Origin of the sequence: Faecalicoccus pleomorphus DSM 20574 (assembly GCF_000420345.1) — a bacterium.
Classification (GTDB): domain Bacteria; phylum Bacillota_I; class Bacilli_A; order Erysipelotrichales; family Erysipelotrichaceae; genus Faecalicoccus; species Faecalicoccus pleomorphus.
This window is the reverse complement of sequence record NZ_ATUT01000018.1, coordinates 25248-40018: the sequence shown is the minus strand read 5'-3', so window position 1 is coordinate 40018 and position 14771 is coordinate 25248. Positions and strand designations below refer to the sequence as shown.

Genomic DNA, 14771 nt, shown 5'->3' with positions numbered 1-14771 from the left:
GCTTCTTCATACTGTTCCTTGTTTGGCGCACTTCCATGCCATGCATAGTTGTTTTCCATAAACGATACGCCCTTGCCCTTGATCGTATGGGCGATGATGGCTGTCGGCTGTCCCTTGGTTTCTCTGGCTTCCTGAAAGGCTGCCTCGATTTCCTTAAAGTTATGACCGTTGATCTCGATCGTATGGAAACCGAATGCTTCAAACTTGGATTTGAACGGTTCCGGTCCGATTACATCGTCGATGTTGCCATCGATCTGCAGATGGTTGTAGTCTAACATCACACAGAGGTTGTCCAGCTTGTAATGGGAGGCTGCCATACAGGCTTCCCATACCTGTCCTTCCTCGCTTTCTCCATCGCCCAGCAGGCAATAGATTCGGTGTTCGTTCTTGTCGATATGTTTATTGGCGATGGCCATACCTACCGCTGCCGAGATCCCCTGTCCCAGAGAACCGGTAGACATATCCACTCCGGACACATAGTTCATGTTGGGATGGCCCTGCAGTTTGGAATCCACCTGTCTGAATCCCTGCAGCTCTTCTTCCGGCAGAAATCCCTTTTCACACAGTACGGCATACAGCAGTGGGGAGGCATGTCCCTTGCTCAGTACGAAACGATCCCTTTCGATCGTATCCACATTATCTTTGTTGATATCCATTTCTCTGAAGTACAGATCCGTCAGCAGATCGGCCCCGGATAAAGAGCCGCCCGGATGCCCGCTTTGTGCCGCATACACCATCTTGATGATGTTCTGTCTTACATGCAGGGCATGTTTTTCTATATCTGTCATATGATTTCTTATAGCCTCCTTCTACAAAATTAAGTATAAGAAAAAGAAGGTTTGTTTACAAGCGATTTTCACCAAACCTTCTTACATTCTTTTCAACATTTAGGAAAAAATTGTAAGGGGATACAACTTTTATTTCCCCATTCCTCTTTCCGTATTTTCCGTATTTACTGTACCTGACTTTTTAAATAGGCAAAGATAAATTCATCTAAATCGCCATCCAAAACAGATTGTACCTGACTGGTTTCATAGCCGGTACGAACATCTTTGACTAAAGAATAAGGGTGCATGACATAACTGCGAATCTGAGATCCCCATTCATTGGCACTTTGTTCTCCTTTGATTTCTTTGAGTTTCTTTTCTTTTTCTTCAATTTCCAATTGATAAAGACGAGACTTCAAGATACGTAAAGCTTCTTCACGGTTTTCATGTTGACTGCGCCCATTTTGACACGTAGCAACGATACCGGTAGGCTTATGTACCATACGAACAGCACTGTCCGTTTTATTGATATGTTGCCCTCCGGCTCCGGATGCTCGTTTCGTTTCTACGATTAGATCTTCCGGTTTAATTTCGATTTCAATCTCATCATTAAACTGCGGCATGACCTCTAAAGAGGCAAAGCTGGTATGTCTTCTGGCACCAGAATCAAAAGGAGAGATACGAACTAAGCGATGCACGCCTTTTTCTCCTTTTAAATAACCATAGGCCTTATCCCCTTCTACCAGAAAGGTCACGCTTTTGATACCGGCTTCTTCTCCGGCCAGATAATCAAGCACTGTGACTTTCCAGCCTTTCTTTTCGGCATAGCGGGTGTACATACGATACAACATGCTGGCCCAGTCACACGATTCTGTTCCTCCGGCACCCGGATGCAGTTCAAGAATCGCATTGTTTTGATCGTATTCATGTGAAAGTAAGACTTGAATTTCAAAGGCTTCAAAGCTTTCACTGGCTCCCATATACTCATCAGAAGCCATCTCTAATAATTCTTCATCCAGATCATTTTTTAAGGCCTCCGCCGTTTCATCCAGTGATTCCAACTGCTCCAACAAGCTTTCATAGTGATCTACGATATCTTTTAAGGAATTCCGCATACGAATCACGGATTGTGCTTTCTTTTGATCCGACCAGAAGCCTTCTTCTAAAGTCTGTTTGTCATAGTCTTCAATCTGTTTCTTTTTCTGAGCTAAGTCAAAGTGACTCACCCAGAGAACGTAATTTCTCCAGGTGAGTGCTCACTCCTTGTTTTAATTCATATAGTTCCATTATGCTTTGGTCTCCCTACGAATGCGCACCTTGCACAAGAAGAAAGTAATTTCACGATCGATGCGACGATTCATCTCTTCAAACATGTCAAATCCTTCTTGTACATATTGTTGTAGTGGGTTGTTTTGCGCATAACTTCTTAAATAAATACCACTTCTTAATTTATCCATTCGGTCGATATGAGCAATCCAGTTTCTATCAATGTTACGTAAAACCACGGTTCTTTCAAATGGAAGGAACTGTTTTTTAACAGGCTGGATTTCTTTTTCATATTCACCCCAGATCTTATTTTTCGCATAATCTTCGATTTCTTTATACGACTTGCCTTCAATTTCATCCGGCTTGATCTGTTTTTCTTCCTGCATGCCCATGATATCAAACGATTTAGACAGGCTGACAGGATCTACTGTCTGTTTTTTGGCATCAACAATGTTTGCCTGCAACGTTTCTTCAATTGCCTTATCAAAGATCGTATGTACCATTTCATGGACTTCATCGCTTTCTAAGATACGATTACGCTGCGCATAGATGATCTCACGCTGACGACGTAATACATCATCATAATCCAGCAACTGTTTACGCATATCAAAGTTAAAGCCTTCCACACGTTTTTGGGCCATGGTAATTGAACGAGTTACCGCTTTGGACTGTACTTGTTCATCGCCCAGTTTCTCAAACATCTTCTGCAGCTTATCCCCGCCAAAACGCACCATCAAGTTATCTTCCAAAGATACGTAGAAACGAGAGAATCCCGGATCCCCCTGACGTCCGCTTCGCCCACGCAGCTGGTTATCGATACGACGTGATTCATGACGTTCCGAACCCAAAACGGCCAAACCACCTAATTCACGTGTTTCTTTTGTCAGTTTGATATCGGTACCACGACCGGCCATGTTGGTAGCAATTGTTACCGATTTTGGTCTTCCGGCCTTGGCGATGATTTCTGCTTCACGCGCATGGTTTTTGGCATTTAAAACTTCATGCGGAATGCCTTCCTTTTTCAGCATGTTGCTGATCAGTTCGCTGGTTTCTACCGCAATCGTACCCACTAAAACCGGCTGTCCCTTGGTATATAGACGTTTTACTTCTTCTACTAATGCCTTATATTTGCGATCTTTATGGGCATAGATTTCATCCGGCTGGTCTTCACGGATAACCGGACGGTTTGTTGGAATTACGACAACCTTCATGTTGTAGGTCGATAAGAATTCTTCCTCTTCTGTTTTTGCGGTACCGGTCATACCGGCCAGTTTTTCATACAAACGGAAGAAGTTCTGATATGTGATCGTAGCCAGAGTTGAAGTTTCTTCCTTGATCGGAACCCCTTCTTTGGCTTCGATGGCCTGATGTAAACCATCACTGTAGGCACGTCCCGGCATCAAACGACCGGTAAACTGGTCAACGATCACGATTTCCTGATCATCACTGACCACGTATTCGACTTCATTCGTAAAAATATAGTTTGCCTTTAGGGCCTGATTGATGTGATGTACCAGCTGTGTATGTTCAATATCGTATAAGTTTTTGATATGGAAATACTTTTCCGCTTTATGCACACCATCCTCGCTCAACATGACCTGACGTGTTTTTTCATCGATGTCATAGTCACCGGAAATCAAATGTTTTTCATGTGTAAAACGATCGGTTTCATATTCCGGAGCCACTAAAGTCTTGGCAAATTTATCCGCCTGAATATACAAGTTGGCTGTTTCTTTCTTTCCCCCGGAAATAATCAATGGTGTACGACTCTCATCGATCAATACGGAATCGACCTCATCGATAATGGCCATGTGCAAACCACGCATAACACGATCTTCTACACGCGTCACCATATTATCACGCAAATAGTCAAAACCTAATTCCGAGTTGGTCGTATAAGTAATATCACAAGCATAGGCCTCTCTTTTTTCTTTGGCCTTTAATTCTCGTTTATTGACACCAACGCTTAAACCTAAAAAACGATAGATTTCACCCATCCAGGCTGCATCACGTCCGGCCAGGTATTCGTTAACAGTAATGACATGGACACCTTGTCCTGTCAATGCGTTTAGATAGACAGCCATCGTAGCGGTCAAGGTTTTACCTTCACCGGTTTTCATTTCGGCAATATCACCTTTGTGCATGGCCACAGCCCCCATGACCTGCACACGATACGGTTTTTCATTGATGACACGATAGGCAGCTTCCCTAGCTGTTGCGAAAGCTTCCGGTAATAAATCATCTACTGTTTCACCTTCTGCCAATCGTTTCTTGTATTCTTCTGTTTTCTCCTTTAACTGATCATCGCTTAATACCGCCATTTCATTTTCATGCGACAACACTTGATCAGCAATCTTTTCCAGCGTACTGATTTCACGCTTCTCTTCCGAGAAAAGATTTGATAATAATCCCATAAAGTAGCCCTCCTGCTTACTGTTTATACAAATTTACACGCTATATCATTGTAGCATATTTTTCAAATGAAGACTAGAATTCCCACAGGAACTTACAAACTCTTTATATTTGATATAAAAACAATAAATTTTTAATGTTTATCATTAAATTTTTATTGATTTTAGTAAAATTAAATGATATAAAATAAGTAGACAACAAGGAGGATTCATCATGAAAGAAGATGCTGAACAAGTTTTAACGCGAAAGATGCGACGGATTCTGTTAATTTCACTACTATTTACCGGAGGTTGTTCTGTTTCATGTTTAGTAGAAATTGTCCAAGATACTTTACAAGGTGTTTGGAGTTATGTAGGATGGGCACAATATCTCTATACTATGGTATTCTGCAGTGTAATCATTCTATTTTTCTTTACAATCTTATTGCTTTACTGGACACACAGATCGTTTGCCGATATCTTTTCCAAAGGTACGCATTTGATCGGAGTCGTTTTGATCACTGCCGCTTTTGTGATACCGAGAATTCCGGATTATCGTCCGGGCATGATTACGATTTGCCATTTTGGAAATTTTGTACTGGCCGATGGACTATTTCTATTAATAGGCATCGTTTTCATCCTGTTAGCTTCGATTCTGGAAGTCGGCTTTAGTCTTCAAAATGAAGTCGATGCGACTATATAGGTGAATCCATGGCTATCATATTGCGATTAGATCGAGTCATGGCCGATCGAAAAATGTCTTTAAACGAGCTTTCTGAAAAGGTGGGCATTTCCAATGTGAATTTATCGAATTTAAAGACCGGTAAAGTCAAGGCCATTCGTTTTTCTACCTTGGATGCGATCTGCAAAGTGCTGGAATGTCAGCCCGGCGATATATTAGAATACCAAGACGACAAACAGACAGCCTAAGCTGCCTGCTTTATTTTAGGATCCACTGTGCCGCAAATATCGCAAAAATACCTAACAAGATACTACATAGCACATAGATTATGGCCATGGTATATTGCCCTGTCTGCATCAATTGTTGGGTTTCTAAAGAAAAGGTTGAAAAAGTCGTAAATCCACCACAAACTCCGGTTTTAAAAAATAAAACAAGACGAGGATCCATCTGTGTATTTTTTGTAGCTAAGGAAACGATTAAACCAATCAGAAAACATCCAATGACATTAATACCTAGAGTGTGAATGGGAAAGCCATTTGTTTCTACAGGAATCTTCCCGATCAGATATCGAAGGATGGAGCCAATGCATCCTCCTAAACCTACGGCTAAACAATCTATCATAATTCTTCCTTTCCTTGTGTAATTTTTTGAATGCTGGCACGATTCGCCCTTCTTAACATTTCATCGAATGGCATTTTCTGTGATAAACTATCCAGACAACTGGCTGCATGGGTATCGCCGGCTCCGGTTGCGTTTTTGGTGACAACGGCTTCTTCCACTTCGTGATACAACTTTTTTCCATCATAGGCATAAGAGCCGCGAGAAGCATCTGTTACGATGACAGGCTTTTGTGTCTTTTCAAATAAAGAAGCCATCCCTTCTTGAAAAGAACATTGACACCACGCTTCACATTCTTCTTTGTTCATGTGTAATACCGGTTTTAGATCCAACATCTGTTTTAATACGCCTGGAATCGCAGAGATTCTCGGACCCGGCGCAAAAAAGATTTTACTACTTGTTTTTGCACAATAATCGATCAAACATTGATTCTGTTTTTCTTCCAAATCAATTCCGGATATATAGATCCAATCTGCCTGCGGTAAATCAACAAGCATCTGCGGTGTATAAAAATATTCAGCGCCATGACTGGAAAGAAAAGTTCTTTGTCCATTGGGTTCAATCAAACAAATACAAACGCCATTTTCCTGTAAAACCGTAGGCATGATCGTCTCTATCTCTTCGGATAACAGCTTTTCTTTGACAAATTGGGCATACATACCGTTACCTATCGGACAAACTAAAATAGAATCCTGACAGGCTTTACTGACATGATAGCCACAACCGCCCAGCACCATTTGTCTGGATATAACTTTTACATCCTGTGCTGATGTTGGTAAATGATCCACATACAAATATAAATCGGCTGTACAGGAAGCTAAAACGAGCTTAGTCATACGATTTTTCTTTCAAACGGATCACTGGAAATTCCCTGCTTCAAAATTTCTTTAGCCCACTCTTTGGCACCTACCAGGCTATGATCTTTGTAGTTTCCACATTCTTTTTCCTGTGTTCCCGGCACTTGTTCCCATGTCGTATGCAAAATATCTTCCAATGCTTCTTTTAAGGCGATGGCCACATCCTTTGTATCATGTTCATTCCAACATAGTAAATGAAAGCCTGTACGACAACCAAACGGTGAACAATCGATATAGCCCTCAATTCTTGGACGAAGATAGAGAGCTAATAAGTGTTCTAACGTATGCATGGCACCGGTAGGAATTTCTTGTCGATTGGGCTGCGTTAAACGCACATCATAGTTAGAGATCCTGTCTCCTTTAGGACCTTGTTCTACGCTGATCAAGCGCACATAAGGTGCTAAGACTTTCGTATGATCTAACGTAAAACTCTCAATTACAACTTCTGACATATTTTATTCTCCTTTATATATCGTTCTGTCTGTTTTAAAAATGGTAAAAAAGCACTGGGAATGGAAAACTGTTCATGAATTTGATCGATCGTATAAAAATTCTCCGTCATAGAATCGACCTCACATAAATACCCTTTCATGATCCATTCCACATGTGAAAAGACATGAATGTGTTCTTTTAATTCCATCTGGTTCACAATATGCTCTGGCTTTTGTTCATCAAAACCATAAAGTCCGGATAAAAGTCCGGTTTTCGGTCGCTGTACTAAATGAATTCTATCTTTGCAAACCAATACATAATAGATTTTATCTTCTTTACGGCGTTCCTTTTTCTTAGGCTGCATCGGCAATTTCGATGGATCTCCTTCAAGATAAGCTTTGCAGTCTTTCTGAATCGGACAAGCAGCACATCGTGGATTTTTAGGAATGCAGACCAAAGCACCTAATTCCATCAAAGCCTGATTATAGCTGCTGACAGGATCGGCCAAGGAAGCTTCGACCAATTGTTCGATCTTCTTTTTTACTTTCGTTTGTTTTACATCCTCTGTGATGTTGTACAATCTGGAAAACACACGAATCACATTACCATCAACGGCACTGACTTTTTCATCGTAAGCAATCGAAGCAATCGCACCGGCCGTATAATCGCCAATGCCCGGCAATTTTTTAAGCTCTGCTTTCGTTTTTGGCAAGCTTCCCTGATAGCAATCCATACATTCGATTGCACATTTTTTCATATTGCGCACACGATTATAGTAGCCTAATCCCTGCCAAAGCTTTGTCAGATCATCGTCATCAGCCTGCGATAAGCTTTGGATATCCGGGTATTTTTCAATAAATCTTCTATAATAAGGTAACATGGCTTCAATGCGTGTCTGCTGGGCCATGATTTCAGAGATCCAGATGGAGTACGCTTCTTTTTTCTCTCGAAAGATCAGCGGTCTGGCGTTTTTGTCATACCACTTTAGTAAATCTTTTTGAAACATAAAGCAAAAAGCAGGATTAAACCCTGCTGAAGATCCACTGGCAATCTCCTGTTACTTTTACAGGACCGCTGCCGGCAGTCATAAATACGGTTTCCCCCTTGGTCAGTTCCAAGACCTCGCCATCGTTTTCAACCGTAGCATTTCCTTCTACCAAAACCATAGAGGCAAAGCTTTCCTCATCTACATCAATGATTGTACTGCCTCTTAATGTAGTTTCAAAGCTTGTGAAATAATCACATGTTGCCAACAACATCGTTGTCGCATTTTCATCACTGACCGGCTTGCCGGCTGGTTTGAAATCCGATTCGATTGGATTTAAATTGGAAACATCAATAGCTTTATCGATGTGCAATTCTCTTGGTTTTCCATCTTTTCCTACACGACCGAAATCATAAACACGATACGTTGAATTGGAATTCTGTTGAATCTCACACAAAGTAATTCCGGCTCCGATCGCATGAATCGTTCCTGCCTTGATAAAGAACACATCGCCTTTATGTACCGGTACTTCTTTTAGCACTTCAAGAATCGTGTTGTTTTCGATACGTTCTCTGAATTCTTCTTTAGTAATCGACTGGTTGACACCAAAGTACAAAGTCGCATCAGGCTGGCAATCTAAGATGTACCACATTTCTGTCTTTCCGTATTCCTTTTCTACACGAAGTGCATATTCATTATCCGGATGCACTTGAATTGAAAGAGGTTGTTTAGAGTCGATAAATTTGATCAACATCGGGAAAAACTCAAACTCTTTTCCTTTTGTTCCCAAGCAATCTTTTCCTAAGGCATCAATATATTCTGTCAGAGTCTTTCCTTGATAAGGTCCGGATACGACAGTACTTGGTCCATCCGGGTGAGTTGATACTTCCCAGCTTTCCGCTACGATATTTAAATCACATTTCTTTCCGTATTTTTCCTTTAAATTCGTTCCACCCCAAATATAATCTTTATAAGCAGGGGCTAATTTTACAATTGGCATACTTTCACTCCTATTCTTCTCAAATTTATTATAAATCATTTTCGTCTTTCATGGTATGATTTAGCCATGAAAATCGCTATGCTTCAAATACAAGTGCAAGAAGATGTGAAGGACAACCTCAACCAAGTGCAATCCTTGGCTATACAAAGTCATAAAGAAGGCGCTGATATTCTGGTCTTACCGGAAATGTGGAATTGCCCCTATATCAATGAGCAGATCAAAAAAAGTGTTTCTTTCTATGATCTTTGTAAAGAGCTTCTTCAAACACTTTCAGACAAACTAAAATGCATGATCGTTGGCGGCACGATTGCCCATAAGATCGAAGATAAGATCTATAATGAGTGTCTTATTTTTGATCATGGAAAATTGATTGCTTCCTATGCGAAAACGCATTTGTTTGAAGTTCATACCAAAAAGGATTATCAGGAAAAAGATGTCTTTACACCCGGTGATCACCTCCAAACGTTTGATACTCGATGGGGTAAGATGGGCGTTTTGGTCTGTTATGATATCCGATTTCCGGAAGTGGCAAGACTTCTTGCGATAAAAGGCACGCGTATTATCTTTTGCCCGGCTGCCTTTAATAAAAGCGTGACCCTGCAACATTGGACACCTCTCTTTCAGGTACGGGCTATGGAAAATCAGGTGTTTATGGTGGGTGTCAATCCAGCGCATTATCAATATGATACATTTGAAAGCTATGGACATTCCATCATCACCGATCCTTTTGGAAAGATCTGTTATCAGATGAATGAAAACGAACCCTATTCGATAACCGATATCGATTTAGAACAAGTTGATATAATTCGTCAGCGTATGCCTTTTTGGAAAATACGACGAAATGATTTATATACACTAATGGAGGTAGATAAAAATGAAGGAAATTCTGATCAATGAACTAACCGATTTTAAGATCGGACATGCACAAGATGAAAAAGGCGGTACGGGCTGTACCGTGATCCTTTGTGAGAAAGGGGCTGTTGCCGGCGTGGATGTGCGCGGTGGTGGCCCTGCCACAAGAGAAACCGATCTTTTAAATCCTAAAAATATGGTCGAACAAATCCATGCGGTAACACTAGCCGGCGGCAGTGCTTTTGGCTTAGAGGCCAGCTGTGGTGTCATGGCATATTTAAGTGAGCATCAAATCGGCTTTGATATGAAAGGTATTTATATTCCTATCGTATCCGGCGCCTGTTTATTTGATTGCAGTGTAGCCGATCCAAAAGCATATCCGACTAAAAAAATGGGCTATCAGGCTTGTCAAAACGCCAGTCATGAACTTTCTAAACAAGGCTGCATCGGTGCCGGAACCGGAGCCAGCGTCGGTAAATTTTTAGGCTTTAATAAAGCTATGAAAACCGGATTAGGTCATGCTGCTTTTCAAGTGGGTGATGTCATGGTCGCAGCCATTGTAGCCGTTAATGCATGTGGGGATGTCTATTTTGAAAACAGTGAAAAGCCGATTGCCGGCATCTATGACTATCCAAATAAAAAACGACTTTCTACACTAGATATTATATTTGAAAACCAGCCAATTGAAGAAAGCTGCGGCATGAATACGACCATTGGTTGTATCCTCACCAATGCAAAACTTACCAAGGCACAAGCCAATAAGATTGCCAGCATGGCTCATAACGGCTATGCCCGAACCATTCGACCGGTCCACACGTCCAGTGATGGTGACACCATCTTTGCGATGGCCAGCCAACAAGTAGAAGCCCAGCCGGATGTTGTTGGTGCTTTAGCAGCCAAAGCAATGGCCAAAGCCATTGAAAATGCCTGCCTCTATGCCACACCGTTGTATGGTTTAACCACGTATTCTGAAATTTGTAAATAACCAATAAAAAGAGGTGCTAGACCGTAAATCGGTCAATTGGCACCTCTTTAAATCCTTCTGTTGTCAAAGTCATCATCGTTTTAAATCCACATTGTTTGATCAATTCCATGGATTCTTTGTAGTAACAATCTAAGTTAACTCGATTATGACAATCACTGTTTAATAAGATCTTTCCACCTTTTTCTTGAATATATGCAAGCAATGTTTGATGCGGGTATGGCTTGGTTCTATAGCCTCTGGAAATAGCTCCGGTATTGACTTCAAAAATCTTACCGGCTTTGATTAAAACATCAATGCAATCTTTGGCATATGACAAATATGTTGGATCGGTAAACGAAAGAAAACTTTCATCCTCATTGAATTTCATCAAAAGATCTAAATGCCCGACAATATCCACTTCCGGATAGTTTGCGATATTTTTTAGGTCTTCGTAATAATCTTTGGCATACTTTAGAAAATCACCATCATAGAGTTCTACAATTTCCTGGGCCATTTCTTTGGAGTAATCTACATTTTTGACCTGATTTTTGATAAACATGAAATGTTTGCTTCCAATCACAAAATCATAGGGTTCTTTTGAGGGAATACGCTGAGAAATATCTTCTTCGATTCCTAAAAATATCTGTATCTGATCTTTATATTTTTCTTTGGCTTCTAAAATGTCTTTTATGTAATTTGGCAGATCACTTTCCTTCATGGCCACCTCATCGACCAAACAGGGACCATGTCCGGAAAAACCAAGTACAGTAAATCCTTTTTCGATTGCGGTTTGCACCATTTCCTCAATACGATCTTTTCCATCGCAATAGGTACTGTGTGTATGTAAGTTTTGTTTAATCATGTAGAATCCTTTCCAGCCATTCTCTGCATCCTTTTTCAATATCCCGGTAGGCCGTTTCAAAATCATCGGTGTACCATGGATCAGCCACATCTTTATTCTGAAGCAAAGAATGTACTTTTTCTGCTTTATCATTATAAAAGATGCGCTTTAAATTTTGAAGGTTCCATCGATCCATTCCTAAGATATAATCCCATGTTTCATATTCATCAAAGCGTACCTGACGTGCATGCCGTTTTGAAAAAGGAATCCCTTTTTCGGTCAGCTTTCTTTTTGCGGGTGGATACATATCATGTCCGATCTCTTCAGTACTGGTGGCCGCCGATTCAATGATGAACTGATCCTCTATTCCATGATCTTTGACTAGTTTTTTCATAATGAATTCTGCCATGGGTGAACGGCAGATATTGCCGTGGCAGATGAAAAGTACCTTTATCATATATAGTCCTCCAACAAGTAATACTATTATATCCTAATGTCATCGTGTTAGACCATTATTGAAGCAAATATTTTTGCCTGCTGGAATGATACGAAAATTCAAAGTTTTTTAAATCATTATATCTACTCTATACAAGCTTTTCTACACACAATAGTAAAAACTCATAGAATAGCTAAATCATAGCTCTCTATGAGTTCTTGTATACGTAAAATAGTATAAAATTTATGATTCTCGATTACGGTTTTGTTCTTCAAACACAAGAATGGTTGTACTTAAATAATCTTTTTGTTCTTTTGTAAATCCTGGTAATCTAACTTGCAGTTCTTTGAGAAAGTGTTCTGATTCATCCAATTGACCTTCATGAAGAATATTATCCATAGAAAGATTTAATGCTTTAACAATGATACAGACAATATCAATGGAAGGATGTGTCTTTCCATTTTCAATTTTTGCCAAATAACGCTGAGAAACATGCGTGGCATCTGCTAACTGTTGTTGTGTCAAATGTCTTTCTTTCCGTGCTTTTTTAATAGCTTTACCGAAAGTGGATGAATAATCAATGAACATGCTCGTCACCTCGTAGCCATTGTAACTTTTATATTAATCGCATCACATTCCCTAGTAATTCGATAGAATATGAACTATAGTTCTTTATATGAAAATTATAACATATATTAGGGAGAGGGGATAATTATATGACAAAGATATTTTATGCCAATTGTCTCCTCTTAAATCATGTTATTTGCATCTTAAGAACCATCTTTTTTATCAGAGTTTAACCAAAAAGAAAAAAGGCAGAATTACACTGGATATTCTGCCTATCCGACAAAATAAAACGATTTTCGTAAAACCCCGTTTAAATTTAGAGCACCAATAAAACTATGATATTTGAATATATCTCTATAAAAACTTATTAAATACAGGAATTTTCTTAAGCATAAAAACAATTACATAAGAACATAATACGACTGTAATAACAAGGCATAAAAATGAAACTAAAGGAATGAAATTATAAGGATTAAACTCCAAATACTTTAGGATTAACCTAACAAAAATCATATGTAATAAGTAAATTCCGAATGAAGCAGAATCCAATGATTCTATTACTTTATTGCTTTTTCCTTTAAAATTTACAAATAGAGCAAATATTCCAACTGACTGTAATACTACTAGAATAGATGAGTAGTTCAATAGAACTTCTAAAAATGCATATCCAAACTTGTATTGATAAATATTCACTAAGACTAAACCAATACTTGATAAAATGATCAATAATAAAGATTGGTAATTCCTTAATTCGATGATCTTTTGATAATATGCATATCCAAAAAAAGCATAGAATGGATAAATAGTTGAAACTAAAATGTAAAAAGAAACATTAAGACCAAATATATTTAGAGTCGGCATTATCGATAAAAATATTAAATAAAGTATCAATATATATTTAATATCTCTACTTTTAGCATTTTTAGTAATGATTTTATATATTGGAATCATTAAGTAAAGTCCGATAATCAAATACAAATACCAAAGATGTGACCAACTTGTTCCCAAAAAGAAATCTTGAATTATTTCAACAATTATATGAAATGTAAATGTGTCTCCATGAACAATTAAATCAAATATTGAAAAAACTATACAACAAAATAATAGTGCAAAGATTATCCGCAAAATATATTTTTTAAATAATTTTACATATGAAATTTCTTTTTCAGGATTTAATAATAAAGCTCCAGTTACCATTACAAAACATGGAACACACCACAACAATAAATTCTTTACTGTCAGAGATATGATTTGTTCGTTAACACTAATAGTGCTACCGTATAACCCGATAGCACCATTTAATGTATGTAATAATACAATTCCAATACAAGCTATGACTCGTAAATTATAGAAACTGTAAATTGGTTTTTTTACCATGTTTCGACAGAATCTCCTAAACAGCCTTCATTTGCCGAAGGTGCTGTATTTTGTACTGGAGCTTGTTGTACAGGTTGCTGTTGAATTTGTTGAGCTTGCTGAGCTTGTTGCGCTTGAAGTGCTGCTTCTTGTTGCGCCTGTTCCTGAGCAGCTTGTTGTGCTGCAGCTTCAGCGGCCTGTTGAGCAGCTATTTGCTCTTGTTTAATTCTAATTTCTGCTTCCTCTGTAGAAACCTTTGTATCCTGCTCAATAGATGTATATTCAATATAAGCGATAGACTCTTCATTATTGAATTCGATTGATGCTTTCTCTACATCTGAAAATGGAAAAGAATGAAGTTCAATAGTAGAATCGTCGTCAAATGTTAGCTGTATAGTATAATCTGGAGATGTCTGCATTTCAGCATCTTTTTGAGCTTCTTCATTTTCTTCAATAGCGGTTGTAGCATCATAATAAAGAGTTCTCTTCTCTTTATTTGAAAATTCATCATCTTCGCCTAACATATTTTCACCAAAAGCATCCATTGTACCAGTTTTGATAGCAAATCCTTTAATAGATTTCCCAGTAGAATTTGTTAGTATTACTTTATAAACATTTTCTCCTTGAATTTCTTCACCAATTGTCTTCATTTCTTCTTTCTCTTCTTTGGGTGCTTCTTGCGCTGAACAGCCAGACAATATAAATGAAAAACAAGTAAAACTAAGTAAAAGTAATTTTAAAATTTTCTTCATATCTTA

17 protein-coding genes are annotated in these 14771 nt (G+C 38.9%); 4 read left to right on the top strand and 13 right to left on the bottom strand.

The features are described 5' to 3' along the window. From G413_RS0108265 to secA, 3 genes are all read right to left on the bottom strand, one after another. On the bottom strand, positions 1-788 hold a 788-nt coding region (locus G413_RS0108265), incomplete at its 3' end, for a transketolase (RefSeq protein ID WP_022790425.1). Between the two features lie 164 nt (positions 789-952). Beyond that, positions 953-2054, bottom strand: a protein-coding gene (gene prfB / locus G413_RS0108260) for a peptide chain release factor 2 (RefSeq protein WP_115240831.1) whose coding sequence is annotated in 2 segments (ribosomal slippage) — positions 953-1981 and positions 1983-2054 — 1101 coding nt in all. Because the reading frame shifts where the segments join, the coding sequence is not laid out codon by codon here. Further along, the gene (gene secA, locus G413_RS0108255) at positions 2054-4447 is read right to left on the bottom strand and encodes a preprotein translocase subunit SecA (protein ID WP_022790423.1); all 2394 of its coding nucleotides are present in this window, start codon (positions 4445-4447) and stop codon (positions 2054-2056) included. Before secA ends, prfB begins: the two co-directional genes overlap by 1 nt. Before the next feature lie 211 nt (positions 4448-4658). Here secA and G413_RS0108250 point away from each other — a divergent pair, with 211 nt between their 5' ends. Next, positions 4659-5126, top strand: a complete 468-nt coding sequence (locus G413_RS0108250) for a hypothetical protein (protein ID WP_022790422.1) — start codon at positions 4659-4661, stop codon at positions 5124-5126. 8 nt (positions 5127-5134) lie between these two features. Continuing rightward, positions 5135-5353: a helix-turn-helix domain-containing protein gene (locus tag G413_RS0108245; RefSeq protein ID WP_022790421.1), complete on the top strand. Its 219-nt coding sequence runs from the start codon at positions 5135-5137 to the stop codon at positions 5351-5353. Positions 5354-5363: 10 nt separating this feature from the next. Here G413_RS0108245 and crcB read toward each other — a convergent pair whose 3' ends face one another. From crcB to G413_RS0108220, 5 genes are read right to left on the bottom strand one after another with little or no spacing between them, the layout of a single operon-like run. Then, a complete protein-coding gene (gene crcB, locus G413_RS0108240; protein WP_022790420.1) occupies positions 5364-5726 on the bottom strand; it encodes a fluoride efflux transporter CrcB in 363 nt (120 codons plus the stop codon). Then, complete coding sequence (locus G413_RS0108235; RefSeq protein ID WP_022790419.1) at positions 5723-6559, bottom strand: PfkB family carbohydrate kinase; 837 nt, start codon at positions 6557-6559, stop codon at positions 5723-5725. The genes crcB and G413_RS0108235 overlap by 4 nt, the downstream gene beginning before the upstream one ends. Next, positions 6556-7032: an S-ribosylhomocysteine lyase gene (locus G413_RS0108230; RefSeq protein WP_022790418.1), complete on the bottom strand. Its 477-nt coding sequence runs from the start codon at positions 7030-7032 to the stop codon at positions 6556-6558. The genes G413_RS0108235 and G413_RS0108230 overlap by 4 nt, the downstream gene beginning before the upstream one ends. Beyond that, positions 7017-8018, bottom strand: coding sequence for an A/G-specific adenine glycosylase (mutY, locus tag G413_RS11305; RefSeq protein ID WP_022790417.1), 1002 nt, complete (start codon positions 8016-8018; stop codon positions 7017-7019). The genes G413_RS0108230 and mutY overlap by 16 nt, the downstream gene beginning before the upstream one ends. 16 nt (positions 8019-8034) lie before the next feature. Continuing rightward, a complete protein-coding gene (locus G413_RS0108220) occupies positions 8035-8997 on the bottom strand; it encodes a type I phosphomannose isomerase catalytic subunit (RefSeq protein WP_022790416.1) in 963 nt (320 codons plus the stop codon). Between the two features lie 66 nt (positions 8998-9063). Here G413_RS0108220 and G413_RS0108215 point away from each other — a divergent pair, with 66 nt between their 5' ends. Continuing rightward, on the top strand, positions 9064-9894 hold the full coding sequence (locus G413_RS0108215; protein WP_022790415.1) for a nitrilase-related carbon-nitrogen hydrolase: 831 nt from the start codon (positions 9064-9066) through the stop codon (positions 9892-9894). After that, entirely contained in the window at positions 9872-10834 is a 963-nt protein-coding gene (locus G413_RS0108210; RefSeq protein ID WP_022790414.1) for a P1 family peptidase, read from the top strand. Before G413_RS0108215 ends, G413_RS0108210 begins: the two co-directional genes overlap by 23 nt. A gap of 16 nt (positions 10835-10850) precedes the next feature. Here the strand turns inward: G413_RS0108210 and G413_RS0108205 are convergent, their stop codons facing one another. The 5 genes from G413_RS0108205 to G413_RS12340 all read right to left on the bottom strand — a co-directional run bounded on the left by G413_RS0108205 (position 10851) and on the right by G413_RS12340 (position 14765). Beyond that, positions 10851-11675 carry a histidinol-phosphatase gene (locus tag G413_RS0108205; RefSeq protein ID WP_022790413.1) on the bottom strand — a complete coding sequence of 275 codons (825 nt, stop codon included), beginning with the start codon at positions 11673-11675 and terminating at the stop codon, positions 10851-10853. Further along, on the bottom strand, positions 11668-12111 hold the full coding sequence (locus G413_RS0108200) for a low molecular weight protein-tyrosine-phosphatase (RefSeq protein ID WP_022790412.1): 444 nt from the start codon (positions 12109-12111) through the stop codon (positions 11668-11670). The genes G413_RS0108205 and G413_RS0108200 overlap by 8 nt, the downstream gene beginning before the upstream one ends. Before the next feature lie 222 nt (positions 12112-12333). Then, positions 12334-12678 carry a helix-turn-helix domain-containing protein gene (locus G413_RS11810; RefSeq protein ID WP_051130184.1) on the bottom strand — a complete coding sequence of 115 codons (345 nt, stop codon included), beginning with the start codon at positions 12676-12678 and terminating at the stop codon, positions 12334-12336. A 333-nt stretch (positions 12679-13011) separates the two neighbouring features. Further along, positions 13012-14034 (bottom strand): acyltransferase, encoded by a 1023-nt coding sequence (locus tag G413_RS0108190; protein WP_022790411.1) that lies wholly within the window; start codon positions 14032-14034, stop codon positions 13012-13014. Continuing rightward, positions 14028-14765, bottom strand: coding sequence for a hypothetical protein (locus G413_RS12340; RefSeq protein WP_022790410.1), 738 nt, complete (start codon positions 14763-14765; stop codon positions 14028-14030). Before G413_RS12340 ends, G413_RS0108190 begins: the two co-directional genes overlap by 7 nt. Between the last annotated feature and the right edge of the window lie 6 nt (positions 14766-14771).

Coding starts and splice junctions, on each gene's coding strand:
- G413_RS0108220 (WP_022790416.1), bottom strand. CDS start 8,997: ATGCCAATTGTAAAATTAGCCCCTGCTTATAAAGATTATATTTGGGGT.
- G413_RS0108210 (WP_022790414.1), top strand. CDS start 9,872: ATGAAGGAAATTCTGATCAATGAACTAACCGATTTTAAGATCGGACAT.
- G413_RS0108215 (WP_022790415.1), top strand. CDS start 9,064: ATGAAAATCGCTATGCTTCAAATACAAGTGCAAGAAGATGTGAAGGAC.
- G413_RS0108245 (WP_022790421.1), top strand. CDS start 5,135: ATGGCTATCATATTGCGATTAGATCGAGTCATGGCCGATCGAAAAATG.
- G413_RS0108250 (WP_022790422.1), top strand. CDS start 4,659: ATGAAAGAAGATGCTGAACAAGTTTTAACGCGAAAGATGCGACGGATT.
- secA (WP_022790423.1), bottom strand. CDS start 4,447: ATGGGATTATTATCAAATCTTTTCTCGGAAGAGAAGCGTGAAATCAGT.
- crcB (WP_022790420.1), bottom strand. CDS start 5,726: ATGATAGATTGTTTAGCCGTAGGTTTAGGAGGATGCATTGGCTCCATC.
- G413_RS11810 (WP_051130184.1), bottom strand. CDS start 12,678: ATGTTCATTGATTATTCATCCACTTTCGGTAAAGCTATTAAAAAAGCA.
- G413_RS12340 (WP_022790410.1), bottom strand. CDS start 14,765: ATGAAGAAAATTTTAAAATTACTTTTACTTAGTTTTACTTGTTTTTCA.
- G413_RS0108205 (WP_022790413.1), bottom strand. CDS start 11,675: ATGATTAAACAAAACTTACATACACACAGTACCTATTGCGATGGAAAA.
- G413_RS0108190 (WP_022790411.1), bottom strand. CDS start 14,034: ATGGTAAAAAAACCAATTTACAGTTTCTATAATTTACGAGTCATAGCT.
- G413_RS0108200 (WP_022790412.1), bottom strand. CDS start 12,111: ATGATAAAGGTACTTTTCATCTGCCACGGCAATATCTGCCGTTCACCC.
- mutY (WP_022790417.1), bottom strand. CDS start 8,018: ATGTTTCAAAAAGATTTACTAAAGTGGTATGACAAAAACGCCAGACCG.
- G413_RS0108235 (WP_022790419.1), bottom strand. CDS start 6,559: ATGACTAAGCTCGTTTTAGCTTCCTGTACAGCCGATTTATATTTGTAT.
- G413_RS0108230 (WP_022790418.1), bottom strand. CDS start 7,032: ATGTCAGAAGTTGTAATTGAGAGTTTTACGTTAGATCATACGAAAGTC.